Origin of the sequence: Microvirga massiliensis (genome assembly GCF_001006805.1) — a bacterium.
Lineage (GTDB): Bacteria > Pseudomonadota > Alphaproteobacteria > Rhizobiales > Beijerinckiaceae > Microvirga > Microvirga massiliensis.
Genome location: NZ_LN811351.1, coordinates 137,430 through 159,962, shown reverse-complemented (window position 1 = coordinate 159,962; position 22,533 = coordinate 137,430). Strand labels below are relative to the sequence as shown.

The window sequence follows — 22,533 nt, the reverse complement described above, 5'->3', positions numbered from 1 at the left end:
CAGATACCGCGCTTGGTGCGGTCACATTCGCGATTCCGCTGGCAGTCGCCACGGCGTCAGGACACAGGCCGGTTTGGCGGCTCCCCCGCGGGATCGATCTCACGGCCGGCGCCTTGCCCTCTAGCGACGTCGAGAACAGACGCAGCGTCGGCCGTGAGATCGGGTGCGCAATCTGGCTCAGCTCTTGCGGCGGGCGGCCGAGCGAGTCTCTCCGGCAGTCTTGCTGGCCGTCGCCCCAATCTCCTGCGCCTGTGACTTCAGGCGATCGAGCTGCTGCTGCAGGAAGCCCTGTTGCAAGGCGACGAGATCCTGAGGGCTTTGAGCGCGCACGAGCTGCTGTGCGAAATCGAGCGTGGCGTTGATGTTGTCTTCCGCGAAACGGAACGTCTTTCTGCTCACGTCCCTGGCACCCGCCTGTGCGGCTTCGGCCGAAGCCTCCACCTTCTCATACATATCCGTTGCGGCGCGGATATACTGATCGACCGCCTGTTTTGCTTGCGCAATAGTCGTTTCGGCCGCCTGTCTCAGATTTTCCGGCATGCCCGTGTTGCCGGCTTCCGTTGTCCCACCCTGCTTGGTCGCCATTGTCGTCTCCTTCCATCGAGCCTTTTGCCCCCTCGCTGTCGCGCCCTGTTCTCGAGGCGCGGTGTGGCTGTGTTTTTTTCATGGAGAGATCGGTAGTCGCGCCCTCGGCCGCTTCGCCGGCATGGCTGCTGCTTTCAGCCGAGGCCGAATGGATCATGGGTCCAACGCCCCGCGCATCGGCGCCTGTCTCGGTCGTCAGCAGACAGCCCGACGATGCCATAGCCATGGGCCTGATCTCGCTCCCCTGCTCGGCATGGAAGCGGGATCGCGCCGGATCTTCGGCTTCCAGAGTATTATCCAAGGGGTCGAGACCGCGACCGCGCTCCACCATCACCTCCCTGGCGCCGCCCGACGGATCGGGAGCGCCCGTTCCCGGGTCGCACGATCAGCGACGCGGGGACTCGGGCCGGAGACGCTGTAATGGCCACGCTGTTCTGCAGGCGGCCTCTCTCAAGCGTCTCCCCGTACAGCTTACGCGCGAAACCGGCTCTCCGTTCCGCAAATTTGTGGCTCCACCCCCTTGGGCCCACGGACGCCATGGCTCACCAGGATTCTGTAACAACGTTTCATGCTTCGATTTGGAGACGATTCGAATAAGGACCGTGCTATCTCCCTGCGGGTCGAATCCAGACCGTCGGGCCCGTTACCGGCAGAAGGCTTCGCAATCCGGAAAGGCCATTGCCAGTGTTTTGCACACGGCCTGAGGGAACCTGCCGCGCGCGAACCTGATGACAGGGCGCCGACAGCCCAATAGAACCTGACCGCGCACGCTCTTCGGCTGTCTCCAGAATCAATCGGCAAGAGGAGGATTTCACCATGGCCACGTCATCAGACCAGGTCGTCCTGGGCTCTCCGGCTCCGGATTTCCGGCTTCGCGGCACGGATGGCAAAAGCTACGCGTTCGCGGATGTTGCCGGCGAACGCGGCACGGTGATCGTCTTCATCTGCAATCACTGTCCCTACGTGAAGGCGATCATCGACAGAATGGTGCAAGATGCCCGCGCATTGCGGAAGGACGGCATCGGATTTGCGGCCATCTGCTCCAACGATGCGACGGCGTATCCGGACGATTCCTTCGAGAACATGCAGGCCTTCGCCAAGAGGCACGATCTGCCTTTTCCGTATCTGCACGACGAGGACCAGTCGGTCGCGCGAGCCTACGGGGCAGTCTGCACACCGGATTTCTTCGGCTACGATTCCGATGGACGGCTGAAATACCATGGCCGTCTCGACGAGGGCCGCACGAATCCGCCCTCCCCTAGCGCGCCGCGCGAGCTCCTCGAAGCCATGCGTTCAGTCGCTGCAACGAGTTCGGCGCCAACGGAGCAGAAGCCGTCGATGGGCTGCTCCATCAAATGGAAAACGCAGGCCTGACGGGTAGAGCAGCGGCGCGTTCGATGCACACCCGTTGCCTTACACTGATCGTCATTGCGAGCCGCAGGCGAAGCAATCTACCCGTTGACGGATGCGCACCTGGATTGCTTCGCTCCGCTCGCGATGACGAGGCGGTTCCGGAGTCTACTTCGTTTCTGGCAATGCCTCTCACGCCCTCTTCGACTTTGCGAGCGGAGCGAAGCAATCCAGCGGCACTGCAGCTGAAAGACTGGATTGCTTCGCCTGCGGCTCGCAATGACGGTGTGGTTTCGTCAGGGCTGAATGATTGCGGCTCTCAATTGAGCGCCATGCCCGTGGCAGCCCTGCTTGATCGTCAGCGCGCCTCGCTGTGCAGGAAGTGGTGATAGGCGGGGTTGTCGGTCTCCTCCCAGAAGGGGTAGCCCAACTCTTCAAGAAAGCGATTGAAGCGCGCGCGATCGGCCTGGGGCACCTGAATGCCGGCCAACACCCGGCCGTAATCGGCACCATGATTGCGGTAGTGGAACAGCGAAATGTTCCAACGATGGGCCATGCCGTTCAGGAACTTCAGCAGGGCACCGGGCCGCTCGGGGAACTCGAAGCGGTAGATCAGCTCGTCCTTCAGGCCCGGCACCCGCCCGCCGACCATGTAGCGTATGTGCAGCTTGGCCATTTCGTTGTCGCTCATGTCGAGCACGGAGTAACCGTGCTCCTGCAGCATTCCGATGATGCGGTACTTCTCCTCGCTGCCTTCGGTGAGTTGCACGCCGACGAAGATCTGCGCCTCCCTATCGTCGGCGTATCGATAGTTGAACTCGGTGATCGAGCGCTTGCCGAGGAGTTGGATGAACGCCCGGTAGCTCCCCGGCTGCTCCGGAATGGTCACAGCCAGCAGCGCCTCGCGATGCTCACCGATCTCGGCACGATCGGCGATGTGACGCAGCCGGTCGAAGTTCAGGTTGGCGCCGCTGTTGATGGCGATCAGGCTGCGATCCTGGCCAGTTCGTCGCTCAGCGTATTTCTTCAGCCCGGCGAGGCTGACGGCGCCGGACGGCTCCGCGATCGCGCGGGTGTCGTCGAAGATGTCCTTGATGCCCGCGCAGATCTCGTCGGTATCGGCCGTGATGACATCATCGAGCACCTCCCGGCAGATGCGGAACGTCTCGGCGCCGGCCTGGCGAACCGCGACGCCATCGGCAAAGATCCCAACTTGGTCGAGGGCCACACGCTCACCTGTCGCCAGGGCAGCACCCATGCTGGCCGCATCATGCGGCTCGACGCCGATCACCTTGATCTCGGGCCTCAGGAACTTGAGGAAAACACCGACTCCGGCCGCGAGTCCGCCGCCCCCGATCGGCACGAACACAGCCTCGATCGGATCGGGGTGCTGCCGCAGAATCTCCATGCCGATCGTGCCTTGGCCGGCGATTACCTCAGGATCGTCGTAGGGATGAATGAAGGCGAGCTCCCTCTCCTTCTCCAGCGCACGCGCATGAGCGTAGGTTTCGTCGAAGGTGTCACCATGCAGCACGACGTGACCACCACGGCTTTTCACCGCCTGCACCTTGATGGCGGGCGCGGTCCGCGGCATGACGATGACCGCCGGCACGCCGAGCTTCTGCGCCGCGAGCGCCACGCCCTGCGCGTGATTGCCGGCCGAGGCACAGATCACGCCCCGCTTGAGGATCTCCGGGGGCAAGCTGACGATCTTGTTGTAGGCGCCGCGCAGTTTGAACGAGAAGACGGGCTGCAGATCCTCTCGCTTGAGGAGCACCGGACAGCCAAGGCGCCCTGAAAGGCGCGACATGCGGTCGAGGGGGCTCTCGATCGCGACGTCGTAGACACGGGCGGTCAGAATTTTCCGGATGTACTCGTGCATCGATTGATCTCGTCAGGGAAAGCCCGCTCGTCCGTCGCATTTCCAGTCCCTAAAAGCCTCGAATAGACTTCGGGATTCGGGATCTCGAAGCGCCTCCAAGCCCTGGAAAGCGTCGATCGACCGCCAATGGGCATTGTATATCGGGTCAGCTCTCCCGATGGACAGCGGAGCCCGCAGATATCATCTGTTCTCTCGCGCCCGGGTCTGCGAAAGACTCAGGCATTACGCTCGGAAGATTGCTTGCGATCGCATGCCCCGAGGCGGCGTGTGCGCCAGATGGAACTGTCGAGAGGAGCCTCCCGCCAATCCGCGAGCACCTCTGCCGCTGCCAGGAGCTTGTCCTCATCGACTCCCGTCGAGATCTTCATCGCAGCGAGCATGGCGACGACGTCCTCGGTGGCAACGTTCCCCGTCGCGCCAGGTGCATACGGACATCCCCCAAGGCCACCGATGGCCGCATCGAAGGATCGAATACCGGCTTGCATTCCGGCAAGAATATTTGCGAGCGCACGCCCGCGCGTGTTGTGGAGATGCAGTTCGAAGGCGACGGCGGCGAACCGCGCTACCAGCCCGGAGACGAGATCATAAACCTGGGCCGGATCGGCGACGCCGATCGTATCGCAGAGACCAATCCGCGTTGAGCCTGCGTCGACCAGGCGCTCTACGATGGAGGCGACGTGTTCGGTCGAAACGCGCCCCTCGAAGGGACAGCCGAACACGACGGAGAGCGACAAGCGTGTTTTCAGCCCCAGCGCCCGCGTTTCCGCCTCGAGACCGACGACCTCCTGCAGGGAGGCCTCCGTCGTGCGGTTGAGGTTGTTCAGGTTGTGGCTGTCCGTTGCGGAGAACACGAAGGTCACTCCGTCGATCCCGGACCGGAGCGCCCGGTCGAGCCCGCGTCGGTTGGGAACGAGCGCGAAGGACGTCATGTCGAGGTGCCGGACGGCGGCTGCGACCTCCTCCGCATCCGCCAGGTTCGGAATCCATTTTGGATGCGTGAAGGAGGTGATCTCGATTTCCCGAAGCCCGGCGGCCGCGAGTCTTTCGATGAGCCGGATCTTGTCGGCGGTCGGCAGAAACTGCTTCTCGTTCTGAAGGCCGTCCCGCGGCCCGACTTCGACGATATCGACTGATGAAGGAAGTTGCATGTTCAACTCTCCACCCGGAAAGCCCCTTGCAGGATGCTGACCGGGCTCTCGGAAACGACCTCCCGCGGTCTCGGGAGGAGCAGGTGCGGGTTCTTAAGGTTGCGGATCACGGGAGCAGTGACAACGCCCATCAGATCACGCCGTGATCGCGAAGCGCCGCGAGTGCCTGGGGATCCAGGCCGAGCCGCTCACGGAGCACCTCCTCCGTGTGCCTCCCCAGTGCCGGGCCGAGCCATCGGATCTCTCCCGGAGTGTCCGACAGGCGAGGAACGACGCCCTGCATCGACAATGTGCCGTATTCTTCGCTGTCGACCGTGACGACGGCACCGCGTTCCCGAAAATGAGGATTGTTCGCCACGTCCGCGGCATCGCTGACCGGCCCTGCAGGAACGCCATGCTCCTCCAACAACGCCATCAGATCCGACAACGAGTGCTTCCGGGTCCAGTCTGCAATGAGATCGTCGAGTTCCTGCTGATGCCGGCCTCGGTCCCGGTGCGTGCAGTAGCGCGGATCGTTCGCCAGTTCGGGCCTCCCCATCGCCGTTGCGAGGCGCCGGAAGATCGCGTCGCCGTTTCCGGCGATCAGAATCCAGGTGCCGTCCTCGGTCGGATACAGATTGGACGGTGCAATCCGCGGAAGCGTGGAGCCGGTCCGTCCGCGAACGGTGCCCGTCGCGCTGTATTCCGACACGACGCTTTCGAGAACGCCAAGCACGCTGTCCGTGATTCCGACATCGACGACCTGGCCGCGCCCCGTGCGGTGCCTTGCCTCCAGAGCTGCCAGAATGCCGATGGTGGTAAACATCCCCGCGAGGGAGTCCCCGATGGAGATGCCGACACGCGGGGGCGGCTGGTCGGGATAGCCGGTCAGATGGCGCAGGCCGGCCATCGCCTCCGCGATGGCTCCGAAGCCGACGCGATTGTGGTAGGGCCCGGTCTGGCCGAATCCCGAAACGCGGCCGACGATCAATCGCTCGTTACGCTCCAAGAGGAGCTGGGGGCTCAGCCCCCATTTCTCGAGCGTGCCCGGACGGAAATTCTCGATCAGGACATCGGCGTCCGCCGCAAGCTCCCTGACGATGTTCTGCCCGTCCTTGGTGTGCAGGTCCACGGTGACGGATCGCTTGTTGCGTGCGATGACGGGCCACCACAGCGTCTTTCCGTCCTCCCTCACGGCCCCCCACTGACGCATGGCATCGCCGCCGCCCGGCGGCTCGATCTTGACGACATCGGCACCGAGATCGGCGAGAAGCTGACCGCAAAAGGGGCCGGCGATGAAGGCGCCAAGCTCGATTACCCGAATTCCGGCGAGAGGACCCGAAGCTTCGCTCATGCAATGACTCCAACAATGGCGAGGTCACGTCGCCGCTCGATATTGCCCGTGGGCGCTAAGACTCCGTTGAGCCGCCACCAAAGCGTGAGCCATATGGGCCTCTGGCACCGGTCGCGCGCGAATCAAAGGATTGCTGCGATCATATCGCGCTGGCCACCGGGACCGCCGGCTACGAGTTCCGGCTCGTCTATCTGGTGGCGCTCGTGGTCCTCAGTCTCATATCCTGGATGCCAGTCTTCAACCTCTCTCGAGGGAGCGACGAATGCCAACGGAACAAGAGATGTGGAGAATCGGGTTCATCGGTCTTGGTTCCATGGGGCTTCCAATGGCCAAGAACCTGGTGACACGGGGCTTTGAGGTTCGAGGCTACGATGTCAGGGCCGAGGCGGTGGAGGCTCTCGCCCGCGACGGCGGCTTCGCCGTATCCAGCCCGGTCGAGGCGGCGCGCAGGGCTGATGCTCTGGTCCTGATGGTGGTGAATGCGGCTCAGGCCGAGTCCGTGCTCTTCGACGAGGGAGCCCTGGAAGCGCTCCCGCCGTCCGGCATCGTCGTCCTGATGGCCACTTGCGCACCGGGCTCCGTCGCAACGTTGGCGACGCGCGTCGAGGCGACTGGCCGCCGATTCGTCGATGCGCCTGTCTCCGGCGGGGTCGTCGGCGCTGCTGGCGGGACGCTCACCATCATGGCCGCAGCATCCCGGGAGACCTTCGAGGCCGCGAGGCCGGTGCTCGACGGCATGGGCGACAAGGTCTTCCATGTGGGCGAAAGCCCGGGGCAAGGCGCCACGGTCAAGACCGTGAACCAGCTCCTGTGTGGCGTGCATATTGCTGTCGCGGCCGAGGCCTTCGCCCTTGCCGCCAAGGTCGGCGTCGACCTGAGCGTCCTGCTCGAGGTTATGAGCGGATCCGCAGCCTCGAGCTGGATGCTCAAGAACCGCGGGCCGCGCATGCTGAAGGCCGATCCCGAGGTCACGAGTGCCGTGGATATTTTCGTGAAGGATCTCGGCATCGTGCTGGAGGCGGGCCGGGAGGCCAAGGCAGCGCTCCCCCTCGCGGCAGTTGCCCACCAGCTCTTTCTGGCAACCTCGGGCCGCGGAGATGGCGCCGCCGACGATAGCCAAGTCATCCGCACCTACCATGCCATGAACGGCACCGGCGAGGCGCGCTGAACGCTCACGCCCCACTCCGGCTGGCCTATCACCGGGCCCCTCGTCTCTTAATGCTTTGCAGCATCACGCTTGGCTCCGTCTCGATAGGGGCGGAGTTGCGACGCCTATGGGAAGTTGCAGAATCGCGAGGCTCCGGAGCATCGGGGAGGCCGCCTCGGCGCGGCCGTCGACCGCGCAAGATCGCCATCACACCAACCAACGAGACCTGAGCGCCGGAAAACGGAGTCTCATCAGATAGTGGGAGTGGCTAAAGTCACCATTAGCCGTAATTATACAGGGCGGAAATGGCTGGTGGCCAACGATGAAGCACGGGCGCGCGGACTACGCACGCATCCAGGACCCGGAAGGAAAGATCCCCGACGACGAGCCGGTATTCCTGCTGCGGGCGCAGGATGCTCTCGCGGCGACTGCCGTGCGCTTCTATGCGAGCCTCGTCCAGATCCGGGGCGGTGATCCCGAGATCGCCCGCCGGGCGCGCGAGCAGGCTGATCGCATGGACGCCTGGCCGAAGAAGAAGCTGCCGGACCTGCCGAAGAAATAGACGAGAGGGTCCGGAATTACCGCATGATCGCGGTGCCCTATCACTTGCCTCCGAGCTTGGAGCATCTCGCTACCGCTTGGAGGCGAAGGGCTTTGCTTGCTCACAGGCTGTTATCCTAAACGGAGAAAATCAGCCCGTTACGCTAACCAATGTGGAGAAGGACAACGGGTGCTGCGTGCCGCATAGAGGTATTATGCGCGGCCGAGCATACGCAGATGCGTCCGAGACCACTCCGCAACAAGCCCCTTCTGGGCCATCAGAGTGAAAGATATTAAGGAGTTAAATGGTGGGCGCGGCTGGGATCGAACCAGCGACCCCTACGATGTCAACGTAGTGCTCTCCCGCTGAGCTACGCGCCCGATAGCGGCGTGGGCCGCTTCGAAAAGGTCGGCGCCCTCTTAGCGGGTGCCGTGCGGGGACGCAAGCCGGATCCGCAATCCGGAAACAAGGAAAATCAGGCGGCGATCAGCTTTTCGACCTCATTGACGAGATCGCGCAGGTGGAAAGGCTTCGAGAGCACCTTCGCATCGCGGGGGGCCTGCGAATCGGGGTTCAGGGCGACCGCGGCAAAGCCGGTGATGAACATAACCTTGATGTCAGGGTCCAGTTCGGTGGCCCGCCGCGCGAGCTCGATCCCGTCCATCTCGGGCATCACGATATCGGTCAGAAGCAGCTCGAACGGCTCCTCCCGAAGGCGATTATAGGCCGAGAGCCCGTTGTCGAACGACGCTACGTCATATCCGGCGTTCTGGAGGGCCTTCGCCAGAAAGCGGCGCATGTCGTTGTCGTCTTCGGCGAGAAGGATCTTCATGGCTCTGAGCGATCGGAATTGTGATGACGGTATCGTCTTATCGGGCCAGCACGGTAAAAAAGCGGTGAAGGAGGATCGCCGGCCTCGGCCATGGGCCGTGGACAGATGCTCCCGACACCGCCACAGTATCCCGAATTCACGCCAGCGGAACCTCGAACCTGATGAATCAATTGTCTGCCGACGAGTTTCAGCCCCCCTTCACGGTCAGCGAGCCGGCCCGGCAGAACACCCCCTTCGTCTTCAATGCCCCCCATGCCGGCGCCATCTACCCGGCCGCGTTCCTCGCCTCCTCGCGGCTCGACGCCATGGCCCTGCGGCGTTCCGAGGACGCCTTCGTGGACGAGCTCTTCGCACCCGTCGTCGGGCTCGGGGCTCCCCTGATGACAGCGCACTTCCCCCGCGCGCTGCTCGATCTCAACCGGGAGCCCTACGAACTCGATCCGCGCATGTTCGACGGGCGCATTCCCCCCTTCGCGAATACCCGCTCGATGCGGGTCGCCGGCGGTCTGGGGACGATCCCGCGCATCGTGGCGGACGGGCAGGAGATCTACCGTGGCCGCATCCCGATCGAAGAGGCGCTTCATCGGGTCGAGGCGCTCTACAAGCCTTATCATCGCACCCTGCGGTACCTGATCCAGCGTACAGCGCGGACCTTCGGACATGCCGTGCTGATCGACTGCCACTCGATGCCCTCCTCGAGCGTGAGCCGCGAGGATGGTGCGCGGGCCGATATCGTCCTAGGTGATCGCTACGGAACGAGTTGCACGGCGCTCCTGACGGATCTCCTCGAGGCGACCCTGCGGGGCCGCGGGTTCAAGGTGGTGCGCAACAAGCCCTATGCGGGGGGCTTCATCACGGAGCATTACGGCGAGCCATCACTCGGACGCCATGCCCTCCAGGTCGAGATCAACCGTGGGATCTACATGGATGAGCGGTCGCTCTCCAGGAAGCGTGGCTTCGCAGAGCTTCGCGACGGCCTGACGGCCGTGTTCGAGCATGTCATGCAGGAAATCGAGGATGAGCTGACGCCGCGCCGGATCGCGGCCGAGTGAGGCACGTCCTCCCCGGGTGCGACGGGCGCCTGACCTCGAAGCAGAAAAAAGGCCGCCCTGAAGAGCGGCCCGAAGTTTAGGGAGGAAACGCCCAAGAAGGGCAACGGCAGGGCGACGCCAATCGCCGTGCCGTGATGGACAAGTAACGATGCCGTCCGGGATTGCAAGGGTTCGGGGTCGAGGGCCCTATGTCCGCAATGCATGGCTCCTCGGATGTGGATCGCTTACCCTACGGTAAATGAGCAGGCTCAGCAGGAGCCATGCGGCGAGCGCGGCAAACACGAACCGATAGCCTATCGGCGAGATGGCCCCGCTCGGGTCGCGGCCGAAGAAATCGATCAGAAACCCGGTCACGGTCTGCGACAGAAAGGCACCGCCGATCGATCCGACATTCATGAGCGTGATCCCGCGGCCGATCAGATCGGGCGGGAAAAGCGCCTTCCCGTGCGCGGTCACGATGGGCGTGAAGGCGACCGCGAAGCCGAAAGCGGCGAGCCAGGGGCCGACTGCCCAGAATTCCAGTTGCATGGTCGCTGCCAGGACGAGCAAGCCGGCCGAGGCACAGCCCCCTGCCAGCACCAGAAGCTTGTAGCTCGGGATTCGCCGGTCGGCCGTTCCCCACAGAAACAGGCCGATCATCTGGGCGACGGCTCCGACCAGGAGAAAGCGACCGCGCCCGGACAGATCGAGACCATAGACGTCCGAGAGCCACGGACCCGCCCACAACCCGATGACCGATGCGAAGGTCGAGTAGGCGGTCAGATGAACGAAGAAGACTGGTCCGAAATGGGGAGCGCGAATCGCCCGGCCGACACCCCGGACGGCGTCGCCCCAACTCCCGCGCGGGTGGCCGCGTTTCGGGTCACGCGGCACAAGGGCCGCCACGACAACGACTAGCAAAGCCGTAAGAAGCCCTATTCCGAAGAAGCTTTCTCGCCAGCCGAAGACCGTGACGGAGGTCGCGAGCGGAGCAGTGGCCCCGAGCGTGCCGAGGTTGGCGAGGCCCATCTGGATGCTGGCCAGCGCGGCGAATCGATCCGGCGGGAACCGCCGCGCATAGATCGTCAGGGGCGCCATGAAGAAGGTGGAGCAGCCGAGCCCCATGAGGACGCGCGCCAGAATCAGCGTCGCGGCGTCCTGCGCCAGCGAGAACACCAGCGCCCCGATGATCGCCAGGACCGACGTCGCAACCATCGTGGCCCAAGGGCCGTAGCGATCGATCGCGATGCCGACGGGGATCTGCGCCATTGCGAAGGATAGGAAGAAGGCGCTGGAGAGGAGCCCGACGTCGCTCGCCGAGAGGGCCAGATCGCGCGAGAGATCGCTGGCGATCACGGCGACCGAGTTCCGCAGGAACTGGCTGACGGCATAGATGGCGACGAGCGGCGCGACGAGGAGAATGACGCCTTCCGCGCGAGCGGGGGCGTGGATCGGAGCACTCATGCCTCCTCAGAGCGTGGCTGTGCCGGGCGGTCAAGCGCTTGCCGAGAGTTTGGCCCTTGATAAAAGCTCATGACCGGCCGAGGCATGAGGCCGGCCCCATCCCGTCGGAACCGGAGCACAATGCGTCCCATCGATTTCAGCCAGTTCGTCAACGAGCTCGCAACGCTCTCCGGCCAAGCGATCCTGCCCTTCTTCCGCTCGGCAATCGCCGCCGACGACAAGTCCCGCGGTGGCGCCTTCGATCCGGTCACCGAAGCCGATCGCGCCGGTGAGGCGACCATGCGTCAGCTCATCAAGCGCACTTTCCCGACGCATGGGATCATCGGAGAGGAGTTCGGTAGCGAGAACACCGATGCCGAGTACGTCTGGATCCTCGATCCGATCGACGGCACGCGCGCCTTCATCGCCGGTCTGCCGACCTGGGGAACACTGATCGGGCTCAGCCGGAACGGGCGACCGGTCTTTGGCATGATGCACCAGCCTTTCACGGGAGAGCGTTTTTTCGGGGATGGCGGCAGCGCGACCTTTCGAGGCCCGGGCGGGGAGCGTCATCTCCGGACGCGCCGCTGCCGCTCGCTCAGCGAGGCCATCCTCTCCACGACGAGCCCGAAGCTCTTCGCCGGCGAGGAGCTGCGCGCCTATGACCGCGTCGAGAGCGTCGCGCGTCTCACACGCTACGGCTGCGATTGCTATGCCTATTGCATGCTCGCGGCCGGGCATATCGACCTCGTCATCGAGTCGGGCCTGAAGAGCTACGACATCGCAGCTCTCATTCCGATCATCGAGGGCGCGGGCGGGATCGTGACGACCTGGGACGGCGGCTCAGCGGCGAGTGGCGGTGGAATCATCGCCGCCGGGGACAAGCGCATCCACGCCGCCGCTCTCGAACTCCTCAAATCCTGAAGGCTTGCCTCCTAACGGTGGCAGCATCGTCGCTGCAGGCAAACGGAGTTCGGATCGGCGTGAGTCGTCTTCCGCCGGCGATTCTTCTGCTGGACCCGCGCTCGCGTTGGCATTCTCCGGCGAGCGCTCCCCTTCGTTGGTCGCAAGTCCGGCTTCCTCAGCAGGCATAACTTCGGGAGAGGCACGCTTGGCCTCGACAGCGGATTTGACCACGTCTAGGTGAGCCACTGCCTCGGGCATCGGCGAAAGAGGCTCGACCAGCGTCGCCTTTACGGCTTGGTGGCCCGCGTCTGCAGGCGCTGCGGCAGGTGTCATAGAAGCTGACGGAGTGGCGGCGAGGAGTGAGAACGAGTCCATGACCCGCGGGAGCGCGGGCTCGGCACGTGACCCGTGCGGCTCGTCCCTTTCAGCGATGTCGCCGATCCCGGCATCATCGTCGCGGCGGAGGCTCGCGACTGACTCGGCCCGCGGAGCGACGGCATCCGAGATGTCCGGATCGGCATGCTCTGGGACCGGGCTTGCAGGCGCCTCTTGGCGTGCGACCTCGACCGCCTCCCGTGCGGTGGAAAGCCTGCTGCTCATGAGCGCTGCGGCGCGAGCCTTGGGAGCCGGGACGCGGTGCTCCGCGCCCTCAGGCACGGAATCCGGCGTTCCGGGCACGAAGGCGTCGAACGCGGCCCAGAACTGCTCGCGAATGCGATCCCGTTCCATCAGGATTTCGTGGCGGGCTCCCGGAATGACGATAGCGAATCCGGCCTTGAGGCGCGCCGCAAACCGTTCGGCAGCCGGCGTCGCACAGATCAGGTCGGATCCCGCAGCGATGATGAGAACCGGCGACCGGACCTTGAGGCCGAAGCGCGGGTTCATGAAGCCCTTCATGAACCGGAACGCCGAATCGAGCCAGCCGATGGTCGGATCACCGATCGCGCCGTTTCCGACCGCGGAGGCCGCAGCGGCATTGCGGGAGTAGCGTCTCGGATCGCTGGTGAGCGGATTGTCCGCGAAGCGCTTGGTCGCGATCGAAGTTTCGCCTCCGCCCGGGATAAACGACTTACCAAATCCCAGAAGCCGCAACATCCGCGCGGCGAGGACGGCGAGGCGAAGCCGCCGGACCACCGCAATCTGGATCATCGGGGTGGTGGTGACGATGCGGCGAAAAGGCGACCAGCCATCGTGAACGGCCCGGATCGCGACGGCGCCGCCCATGGAATGGGCCAGCGCGAAGTACGGCCGCGGCATTCGCTTCCGCAGAATTTCGTCGCGGATCGCCTCCAGGTCGATGCGGTATTCCCGGAAGCTGCCGACATGGCCCTTGCGGGGATTGCCCACGCGCCGCCCCGAATGCCCCTGGCCGCGCCAGTCGAAGGCGACGACCGCGAAGCCCCGCTCGAGCAATTCGCCAATGGTCTCGAAATACTTCTCGATGAACTCGGCGCGTCCCTGGAGGAGGCACACCGTACCCTTCGGCTCCGGACAGGACGGCAACCAGGCCGCGACGCGCAGCGTCATGCGGTCTCGGGTCGTGACCGAGAGGACTTCGGGTTCGCCGGGGATGGGATTATCCGGAGTGGGAAACAGCTGCACGGGCGGGCTTTACAATGGAACAACTGGTCGACGGCAACTCGGGCCCGCCGGGGGCGGACTCATGAGGTTGGACAAGGGGGTGTAGGGCGCGCCCTGCCGAGGTGAATGGGAGGGGCGCGCTCGGCCCGGCCGGACCATAGCATGCCTGACGGCCCGGTGCGGACCCGGAAGCATCGAGGGCCTGTTTACCGATCTTGACGGCCCCTCATCGAACCACCACCTCAAGAATGTGCCGGCCATCATGGCGGCACGAAACCTGGTTCGGCCATCACGGCGAACCTTATCCGCATGTCGCTCAAGGAGGATATGCTATGCGACAGTTCGATCTTGCCCCCCTCTACCGCAACACGGTCGGCTTCGACCGTCTTTTCTCGATGCTCGACCAGCTCGTCAGCGTCGATGCTGCTCCTACCTATCCGCCGTACAACATCGAGCGCACCGGTGAAAACAACTACCGGATCTCGGTCGCCGTCGCCGGCTTCACGGAAGCCGATCTCGCGATCGAGGTGAAGGAGAACACGCTCTCGATTCGCGGTGAGCGGAAGAATGGCGAGCAGCGCAAGTCCGACGTCCTTTACCAGGGCATCGCGGCCAGAACCTTCGAGCGTCGGTTCCAGCTCGCGGACGGTGTCCAGGTCACCGGTGCGGCCCTTGAGAACGGGCTCCTGCATGTCGACCTCGTACGCCAAGTTCCGGAAGCGAAAAAGCCGAAGCTGATCCCGATCGCAACGAGCGGCGCTGCGGTCGAGACCAAGGCCGAGGTTGAGACCAAGCAAGCTGCGTAACCCGCGTCACGGCTCGAAATGAAGAGCGCCCCGGTTCGGCCGGGGCGCTTTGTTTTTAGTCGTCCTGGTCCTCTCGGCAGCGGTCGCTGCCTCAAGCTGTCGAGGGCTTCTTGGCCGCCGATTGCGGCGAGCCTGAGGCTATGCTGAGGAATCTGTCGACGTCCTCCTCGCGTGTCGCAAAGGAGGCCACGAGCCGGATCAGTGCCTCGTCCGGGCCGATCTGCTCCCCGGGGGACAGGCTTCGGCTGATCCAGGGATGGTAGACGAACCCCGCTGCTCTCAAGGCGCCGTCCACCGCCCGCGGGATGATCGGGAACACCTCGTTCGCCTCGCAGGGCCAAGCGAAGCGGACACCGGGAATCCGTCCGAGCCCTTCCGCGAGGCGTGCGGCCATCGCATTGGCATGCCTGGCATTGTCGAACCAGTGATCCTTTGCGAGATAGCCCAGGAACTGGGCGGCGAGCAGCCGGCCTTTCGAGACGGTCTGGCCGGCCCGCTTTCGGCGATAAGCCAGTGTCTCCGCCAGTGCGCCATCGAACACGATGATGGCTTCCGCCATGAGACAGCCATTCTTCGTGGCGCCGAAGGACAGGATGTCGATCCCGCGCTTCCACGTCATCTCGGCCGGAGTGGTGCCCAAGGCCACCAGGGCATTGGCAAAACGGGCGCCGTCCATGTGGACCGCCAGTCTATGTCTTCGCCCGACCTCGCTGAGCGCAGCGATCTCCTCGAGGCTGTAGACGCGCCCCGCCTCCGTGACCTGCGAGATCGACAGGGCCCGGGGAGGCATCTGCTTGGGCGCCTCGGAAAGCCCGGCGAGGTAGGATTCGACACGGCTGGCCTCGAGCTTCCCGCCCGTGCCGGGCAGCCCGATGAGCTTCGCGCCATGGGTGAAGAATTCCGGCGCTCCGCATTCATCGTCGATGGCGTGGGACTCTTCGTGACACAGGCACAACCCCCAGGGCGGGACGGCCGCCGAGATCGCCAGGGCATTGGCGGCCGTCCCGGTGGTGACCAGGAATACCGAAACCTCGCGCTCGAAGATGTCTCCGAGACGGCGCTCGACCTCGGCGGTCAGCGGATCAGCGCCATAGGCGGGAGATGGTCCCTCATTGGCATTCACCAGAGCCTCGAGAACCGGACCACTGGCACCGGCGACGTTGTCGCTCGCAAAATTCATGACGCCTCCCAAGAAACGTGGCGCAACCTGCCGCTTGACCGGCTCAAGTCAAGAGAGACGTGCCTGGCAACTGCCGAACTCCCTTTGTTCAAGGAGCCGTCCGGTGCCAGCCTTTTGTTACGCCGCGACATCTCTCGGCGAAATTTTTTGTCGGGAGTTCGTTGACGACCTCTTGTCTGTCATCGGAAACTCTGGCATTGACGAATTAGGACAGCGATACTGTCCCATTAGGGGGTGTCCGATGGCGCCACCCCGATGTCCAGGGTTTCCGATGTTCCGTTCGGTACTGAACAAACGCATTTCAGAACCTGCCCGCAAAACGTGGGTGGAATCGGCGCGTCGCGGCTGAAGTCGGCTCCGGGGCGTCCGCGAGGTGTGGGCGCTCTCAAAAAAAGAAACCCAATCCTCCTCACCGCCTACGGATCGATCGACCGGCTCAGCTGCACGATGCCGCGCTCGTGTGCACCGGATCGGAGCTTCGCGCTCCGGTGATTTGGCACCGCCGCTCCGGGAGTTGACCTGTGAGCGGCCGATTGACGGCCCGCGGTTCGGCCGGCGGGCAGAACAGGATTGAGGAACGGCATGTCCATGGAACGCACGATCGGCGGAGCAAAGTCCCGATTCGTCCCTGAGACGGGTGTCCCGACCATTTGCGCCTTGGGGCTACCGGCCCGGCAGGGGCTCTACGATCCCGCGAACGAGCATGATGCCTGCGGCGTCGGCTTCATCGCGGACATGAAGAATCGCAAGAGCCATGCGATCGTCGAGCAGGGTCTTTCGATCCTGCGCAATCTTGACCACCGCGGTGCCGTGGGCGCCGATCCGAAGATGGGCGACGGTTGCGGAATCCTCGTCCAGATCCCTCATGATTTCTTCGCCGAGGAATGCCGCGCCCTCGGCTTCGAGCTCCCACAGGCCGGCGCATACGGGGTCGGCCATCTCTTCATGCCGCGTGACCCGGAGGGATTCCGGATCGTCGAGGAGATCGTCACCAAAGCGTTGGCCGATGAGGGCCTTCAGCTCCTCGGCTGGCGCGATGTGCCGGTCGATTCCAGCGATCTCGGCGAGAGCGTCCTCGCGACCGAACCCCGCCACCGCCAGATCTTCGTCACGCATGCGACCGGCGCATCAGATCCCGAGGGCCTCGAGCGGCGCCTCTTCCTCGCGCGCAAGGTGGTCTCGAACGCCGTCTACAATCTCAAGGATCCGCGCGCCGAAGGATATTATCCTGTCTGCCTCTCGTCGCGCACGATCGTCTACAAGGGCATGGTGCTCGTCACACAGCTCGGAGACTATTATCGCGACCTGAAGGATCCCCGCTTCGAGAGCGCAATTGCCCTCGTGCATCAGCGCTTTGCTACGAACACTTTCCCGACCTGGCAGCTCGCTCACCCCTACCGGATGGTCGCGCATAACGGCGAGATCAACACGCTGCGCGGCAACGTGAACTGGATGGCGGCGCGCCAGGCCTCCACGGATTCCGAGCTCTTCGGCAACGACATCTCGAAGCTCTGGCCGATCTCGTATGAGGGTCAGTCGGACACGGCCTGTTTCGACAACGCGCTCGAGTTCCTGGTTCGCGGCGGCTACTCGCTCGCGCATGCGATGATGATGCTGATCCCGGAAGCCTGGGCCGGCAATCCGCTGATGAGTGAGGATCGGCGTGCTTTCTACGAGTATCACGCCGCCCTGATGGAGCCCTGGGACGGGCCCGCCGCGATCTGCTTCACGGATGGGCGGCAGATCGGCGCCACGCTCGATCGTAACGGCCTGCGCCCCGCGCGTTATATCGTGACTGATGATGGCCTCGTCGTGCTTGCCTCGGAAATAGGCGTGCTGCCGATTCCTGAGGAGCGGATCATCGAGAAGTGGCGTCTGCAGCCCGGCAAGATGCTTCTCATCGACCTCGATCAGGGCCGGATCATCGCCGACGAGGAGATCAAGTCTTCGCTCGCCAAGGCCCTGCCCTACAAGGACTGGCTGAAGCGCACGCAGATCGTGCTGGAGGACCTCAAGCCCGTTCAGGCGCGCGAATCCCGCACCGACGTCTCGCTCCTCGATCGCCAGCAGGCCTTCGGCTATACGCAGGAGGATCTCAAGCTTCTCATGCAGCCGATGGCGGTGACCGGACAGGAAGCCGTCGGCTCGATGGGGACCGATACGCCGATCTCGGCGCTCTCCGACAAGCCGAAGCTGCTCTATACCTATTTCAAGCAGAATTTCGCGCAGGTCACGAATCCGCCGATCGATCCGATCCGCGAGGAGCTCGTCATGAGCCTCGTGTCGTTCATCGGGCCGCGGCCAAACATTCTCGATCTCGAAGGCACATCGCGCCGCAAGCGCCTGGCGGTGCGCCAGCCCATTCTCACCAACGAGGATCTCGAGAAGATCCGTTGCATCGGACATTTCGAGGACCGCTTCGATACGAAGACCCTCGACATCACCTATCCGGCCGAGCTTGGAGCCGCTGCGCTCGACGGTGCGGTCGACCGCCTCTGCGACCGTGCGGAAGCCGCCGTCCATGGCGGCTACAACATCATCATCCTGTCCGATCGGATGGTGGGTCCGGACCGGGTTCCGATTCCTACCCTGCTCGCCACGGCGGCGGTCCATAACTACCTCATCCGCAAGGGGCTGCGGACATCGGTCGGGCTCGTCGTGGAATCCGGTGAGCCCCGGGAGGTCCATCACTTCGCCTGCCTCGCGGGCTACGGGGCGGAGGCTATCAACCCCTATCTCGCCTTCGACGCCCTGCTTGCCATGAAGGACGAGCTGCCGCCGGAGGTCGACGAGGACGAGATCATCCAGCGCTACATCAAGTCGATCGACAAGGGCCTCCTGAAGGTCATGTCGAAGATGGGCATATCGACCTATCAGTCCTATTGCGGCGCACAGATCTTCGATGCGGTCGGTCTGAGCTCCGGCTTCGTGAATCGCGACTTTTTCGGAACGGCGACGACCATCGAGGGCGTCGGCATGGCGGAGATCGCCGAGGAAGCGGTGCGGCGTCACCGGGATGCCTTCGGCGATGCGCCGATCTACCGGACCGCGCTCGATGTCGGCGGCGAATATGCATACCGAATCCGCGGCGAAGAGCATGCCTGGAATCCCGACACGGTCGCGACGCTGCAGCATGCGGTCCGCCACAATGCGCAGGATCGCTACCGCGATTTCGCGCGGCTCGTGAACGAGCAGGAGACGGAGCTTAAGACGATCCGCGGATTGTTCCGCATCAAGAGTGCGGAAGAAGACGGGCGACAGGCCGTTCCACTCGATGAAGTCGAGCCGGCAGCCGAGATCGTGAAGCGCTTCTCGACAGGTGCCATGTCGCTCGGCGCCATCTCGAAGGAGGCGCACGAGACGCTGGCCCTCGCCATGAACGCGATCGGCGCTCGTTCCAACACCGGCGAGGGCGGTGAGGATTCGATTCGCTACCGGCCGCTGCCGGATGGGCGCTCGAAGCGGTCATCGATCAAGCAGATTGCTTCGGGGCGCTTCGGCGTGACGACGGAATATCTCGTCAATTCCGACGTCATGCAGATCAAGATCGCGCAGGGCGCCAAGCCCGGCGAGGGCGGGCAGCTACCGGGTCACAAGGTCGACGCGGTGATCGCTCGTCTGCGTCATTCGACGCCGGGTGTCGCACTCATCTCCCCGCCGCCACATCATGACATCTACTCGATCGAGGATCTCGCCCAGCTGATCTTCGACCTCAAGAACGTCAATCCTGCAGCGGACGTTTCCGTGAAGCTCGTCTCCGAGGTCGGTGTCGGCACCGTGGCGGCCGGCGTCGCCAAGGCGCGGGCGGACCACATCACGATCTCGGGCTTCGAGGGCGGAACCGGCGCATCTCCGCTCACGTCGATCAAGCATGCCGGCTCCCCTTGGGAGATCGGGCTTGCCGAGACGCAGCAGACGCTCGTCCTGAACCGGCTGCGCGGACGCGTCGTCATCCAGGCTGACGGTGGTTTGCGGACCGGCCGCGACGTGGTGATTGCGGCTCTGCTGGGTGCCGACGAGTTCGGCTTCTCGACTGCGCCCCTGATCGCGGCCGGCTGCATCATGATGCGCAAGTGTCATCTCAATACCTGCCCGGTCGGGGTTGCGACACAGGATCCGGTTCTGCGCAAGCGCTTCAAGGGCTTGCCCGAACACGTGATCAACTACTTCTTCTTCCTGGCCGAAGAGGTGCGCGAGTGCATGGCGCAACTCGGATTCCGCACCGTGTCGGAGATGGTTGGGCGCTCCGATCTCCTCGACAAGCGCGAGGCGATTGCGCATTGGAAGGCGAAGGGCCTCGACTTCACGCGCATCTTCCACAAGCCCGAGGCTGGTCCGGATGTCGCAATCCGTCATGCCGAAAGGCAGAAGCATCCGATCACAGACGTGCTCGACCGCAATCTCATCGTGCAAGCGGAGCCGGCGCTCGAGCGCGACGAGCGCGTGACGATTGAAGCCGCGATCACGAACCGCGATCGTGCCGCCGGTGCGATGCTCTCGGGCGAAGTCGCCAAGCGCTACGGCCATGAAGGCCTACCCGACGACACCATCGGCGTGACGCTGCATGGCACGGCAGGCCAGAGCTTCGGCGCATGGCTTGCGGCCGGCGTGACGCTGACCCTCGAAGGCGCAGCGAACGACTATGTCGGGAAAGGGCTTTCCGGCGGCAAGATCATCATCCGTCCGCCTGTCTCGTCGCGTGCCGCTGCGGAGCGATCGATCATCGTCGGCAACACCGTGCTTTACGGAGCGATTGCGGGCGAGTGCTATTTCCGCGGCGTCGCGGGAGAGCGGTTCGCTGTCCGCAATTCGGGCGCGATCGCCGTCGTCGAAGGCACCGGAGATCACGGCTGCGAATACATGACGGGCGGCATCGTCGTCGTGATCGGCCAGACCGGACGCAACTTCGCGGCCGGCATGTCGGGCGGCATCGCCTATGTCCTCGACGAGGACGGGACTTTCTCGAGGCGCTGCAACCTGTCGATGGTCGATCTTGAGCCCGTCGAGGAGGAGGAGGACCTGATGCAGCGCCTCCATCACCACGGTGGCGATCTCGAGACCAAGGGCCGGATCGACATCATGGCCAACATGTCGGGGCCAGACGAAGAGCGTCTGCTGCAGCTTCTGTCGAACCATCACGCCTATACGGGTTCGGCGCGGGCACGCGAGATCCTCGACGATTGGGCGAATTCCCGCACGCGCTTCGTGAAGGTGATGCCTGTCGAATACCGCCGGGCGCTCCGGGAGATGGAGATGGAGCGCTATCGCACCCTGCAGGCGGCCGAGTAGCCACCTGCCTCTCCTGGCGATGATCGCAAGTTTGATGGTTTAGAGACATGGGCAAGGTCACGGGTTTTCTCGAATTCGACCGGCAGGAGCAGAAGTACCAGCTTGCCGGCGATCGTGTTCGCCATTTCCGCGAATTCACGCTGCCGGTCGACAACGGCGATCTCCGCAAACAGGCAGCACGGTGCATGGATTGCGGCATCCCGTTCTGCCATGGGCCGACCGGCTGCCCGGTGCACAATCAAATTCCGGACTGGAACGAGCTCGTCTGGCAGGACGACTGGGAAGAGGCAGCCCGCAATCTCCACTCGACCAACAACTTTCCGGAATTCACCGGCCGCATCTGCCCGGCTCCGTGCGAGGAGGCCTGCACGCTCAACCTCGAGAACCAGCCGGTCACAATCAAGAACATCGAGCAGGCCATTGCGGACAAGGCCTGGGAGATGGGCTGGACCAGGCCGGAACCCGCGAAGACCCGGACCGGCAAGACGGTCGCGGTGATCGGCTCCGGGCCGGCCGGCCTCGCTGCTGGGCAGCAGCTCGCGCGTGTCGGCCATGAAGTTCACGTCTTCGAGCGGGAGCCGAAGCTCGGAGGATTGCTCCGCTACGGCATCCCCGACTTCAAGATGGAGAAGCACCATATCGACCGCCGCATCCGGCAGATGGAGGCGGAAGGCGTCGTGTTCCATTGCGGCGTGAATGTCGGCGTCACGAAATCCTTCGCGTCGCTCCACAACGAGTTCGACGCGGTGCTGTTCGCCGGTGGCGCCGAGGATCCACGCGATCCGAAACTGCCGGGACAGAACCTCGCCGGCGTCCATTTCGCGATGCCCTATCTCACGCAATCGAACCGCCGGATCGGATCGGAACCCATCGTGGAGGAGCCAATCCTCGCAGAGCGCAAGCATGTGGTGGTGATCGGCGGTGGCGATACCGCATCGGACTGCATCGGCACGGCGTTCCGGCAGGGCGCGCTCTCTGTGACCCAACTCGACATCCGTCCTCGTCCGCCGGAACGTGAGGACAAGCTCGCCTTCTGGCCATATTGGCCGACGAAGCTCCGGACATCCTCAAGTCAGGCCGAGGGTGCGGAGCGCGAGTTCCAGGCAGCGACGCTCGGCATCGAGGGACGGCGCGGGCGCTGCATCGGCATCCGTTGCATTCGGGTCGACGAGCGCCGTCAGCCGCTCGCCGGAGAAGAATTCGTGCTTCCCGCGGATCTCGTTTTCATCGCGATCGGCTTCGCGGGTCCGGTGCGGGAGGGATTGCTCGAGGAATCCGGCGTTATCTGCGATCGGCGCGGCAATGTGATCGCCAACGAGAACGACTACCGAACCTCGGCCGACAAGGTCTTTGCGGCGGGCGACATGCGCCGCGGACAATCGCTCGTCGTGTGGGCCATTCGCGAGGGTCGCCAGGCCGCCCGCTCGATCGACGAATACCTGATGGGCTCGAGCATCCTGCCGCGGTAATGGAGCCGCT

General features: G+C 64.1%; 15 protein-coding genes, 1 tRNA gene and 1 pseudogene. 8 read left to right on the top strand and 9 right to left on the bottom strand.

Going from position 1 to position 22,533, the window contains the following annotated elements:
• Positions 1-177 precede the first annotated feature (177 nt).
• Entirely contained in the window at positions 178-585 is a 408-nt protein-coding gene (locus tag BN1233_RS05890) for a phasin family protein (RefSeq protein WP_048709415.1), read from the bottom strand.
• An 816-nt stretch (positions 586-1,401) separates the two neighbouring features.
• On the opposite strand from BN1233_RS05890, the gene BN1233_RS05880 reads away from it, so the two are divergent.
• On the top strand, positions 1,402-1,959 hold the full coding sequence (locus BN1233_RS05880) for a thioredoxin family protein (RefSeq protein ID WP_046862630.1): 558 nt from the start codon (positions 1,402-1,404) through the stop codon (positions 1,957-1,959).
• Between the two features lie 334 nt (positions 1,960-2,293).
• Here BN1233_RS05880 and ilvA read toward each other — a convergent pair whose 3' ends face one another.
• From ilvA to BN1233_RS05865, 3 genes are all read right to left on the bottom strand, one after another.
• Positions 2,294-3,817: a threonine ammonia-lyase, biosynthetic gene (ilvA, locus tag BN1233_RS05875; RefSeq protein ID WP_046862629.1), complete on the bottom strand. Its 1,524-nt coding sequence runs from the start codon at positions 3,815-3,817 to the stop codon at positions 2,294-2,296.
• 215 nt (positions 3,818-4,032) lie between these two features.
• On the bottom strand, positions 4,033-4,965 hold the full coding sequence (locus BN1233_RS05870) for a hydroxymethylglutaryl-CoA lyase (protein WP_046862628.1): 933 nt from the start codon (positions 4,963-4,965) through the stop codon (positions 4,033-4,035).
• 130 nt (positions 4,966-5,095) lie between these two features.
• Positions 5,096-6,298: a CaiB/BaiF CoA transferase family protein gene (locus tag BN1233_RS05865; RefSeq protein ID WP_046862627.1), complete on the bottom strand. Its 1,203-nt coding sequence runs from the start codon at positions 6,296-6,298 to the stop codon at positions 5,096-5,098.
• A 262-nt stretch (positions 6,299-6,560) separates the two neighbouring features.
• On the opposite strand from BN1233_RS05865, the gene BN1233_RS05860 reads away from it, so the two are divergent.
• On the top strand, positions 6,561-7,466 hold the full coding sequence (locus BN1233_RS05860; protein ID WP_074078255.1) for an NAD(P)-dependent oxidoreductase: 906 nt from the start codon (positions 6,561-6,563) through the stop codon (positions 7,464-7,466).
• A 301-nt stretch (positions 7,467-7,767) separates the two neighbouring features.
• The gene (locus BN1233_RS05855; RefSeq protein ID WP_046862625.1) at positions 7,768-8,007 is read left to right on the top strand and encodes a hypothetical protein; all 240 of its coding nucleotides are present in this window, start codon (positions 7,768-7,770) and stop codon (positions 8,005-8,007) included.
• Between the two features lie 284 nt (positions 8,008-8,291).
• Here BN1233_RS05855 and BN1233_RS05850 read toward each other — a convergent pair.
• Positions 8,292-8,366 (bottom strand) — tRNA-Val (locus tag BN1233_RS05850).
• A gap of 95 nt (positions 8,367-8,461) precedes the next feature.
• A complete protein-coding gene (gene cpdR, locus BN1233_RS05845; protein WP_046862624.1) occupies positions 8,462-8,818 on the bottom strand; it encodes a cell cycle two-component system response regulator CpdR in 357 nt (118 codons plus the stop codon).
• A 161-nt stretch (positions 8,819-8,979) separates the two neighbouring features.
• Here cpdR and BN1233_RS05840 point away from each other — a divergent pair, with 161 nt between their 5' ends.
• Positions 8,980-9,870, top strand: coding sequence for an N-formylglutamate amidohydrolase (locus BN1233_RS05840; protein ID WP_046862623.1), 891 nt, complete (start codon positions 8,980-8,982; stop codon positions 9,868-9,870).
• Between the two features lie 186 nt (positions 9,871-10,056).
• Here BN1233_RS05840 and BN1233_RS05835 read toward each other — a convergent pair whose 3' ends face one another.
• Complete coding sequence (locus BN1233_RS05835) at positions 10,057-11,313, bottom strand: MFS transporter (protein WP_046862622.1); 1,257 nt, start codon at positions 11,311-11,313, stop codon at positions 10,057-10,059.
• Positions 11,314-11,433: 120 nt separating this feature from the next.
• Between BN1233_RS05835 and hisN the strand changes: the two genes are divergently transcribed.
• The gene (gene hisN, locus BN1233_RS05830; RefSeq protein WP_046862621.1) at positions 11,434-12,216 is read left to right on the top strand and encodes a histidinol-phosphatase; all 783 of its coding nucleotides are present in this window, start codon (positions 11,434-11,436) and stop codon (positions 12,214-12,216) included.
• A gap of 606 nt (positions 12,217-12,822) precedes the next feature.
• Here hisN and BN1233_RS49505 read toward each other — a convergent pair.
• A pseudogene (locus BN1233_RS49505) lies at positions 12,823-13,800 on the bottom strand (alpha/beta fold hydrolase); the annotation flags it as partial.
• A gap of 311 nt (positions 13,801-14,111) precedes the next feature.
• Between BN1233_RS49505 and BN1233_RS05820 the strand changes: the two are divergent.
• Entirely contained in the window at positions 14,112-14,585 is a 474-nt protein-coding gene (locus BN1233_RS05820; protein ID WP_046862620.1) for an Hsp20 family protein, read from the top strand.
• A 91-nt stretch (positions 14,586-14,676) separates the two neighbouring features.
• Here BN1233_RS05820 and BN1233_RS05815 read toward each other — a convergent pair whose 3' ends face one another.
• Positions 14,677-15,765: a threonine aldolase family protein gene (locus BN1233_RS05815; protein ID WP_046862619.1), complete on the bottom strand. Its 1,089-nt coding sequence runs from the start codon at positions 15,763-15,765 to the stop codon at positions 14,677-14,679.
• Between the two features lie 588 nt (positions 15,766-16,353).
• Here BN1233_RS05815 and gltB point away from each other — a divergent pair.
• Together gltB and BN1233_RS05805 are read left to right on the top strand one after the other, a co-directional pair.
• Entirely contained in the window at positions 16,354-21,054 is a 4,701-nt protein-coding gene (gltB, locus tag BN1233_RS05810; protein WP_082145212.1) for a glutamate synthase large subunit, read from the top strand.
• Between the two features lie 47 nt (positions 21,055-21,101).
• Complete coding sequence (locus BN1233_RS05805) at positions 21,102-22,523, top strand: glutamate synthase subunit beta (RefSeq protein WP_046862618.1); 1,422 nt, start codon at positions 21,102-21,104, stop codon at positions 22,521-22,523.
• The last annotated feature ends 10 nt before the right edge of the window (positions 22,524-22,533 follow it).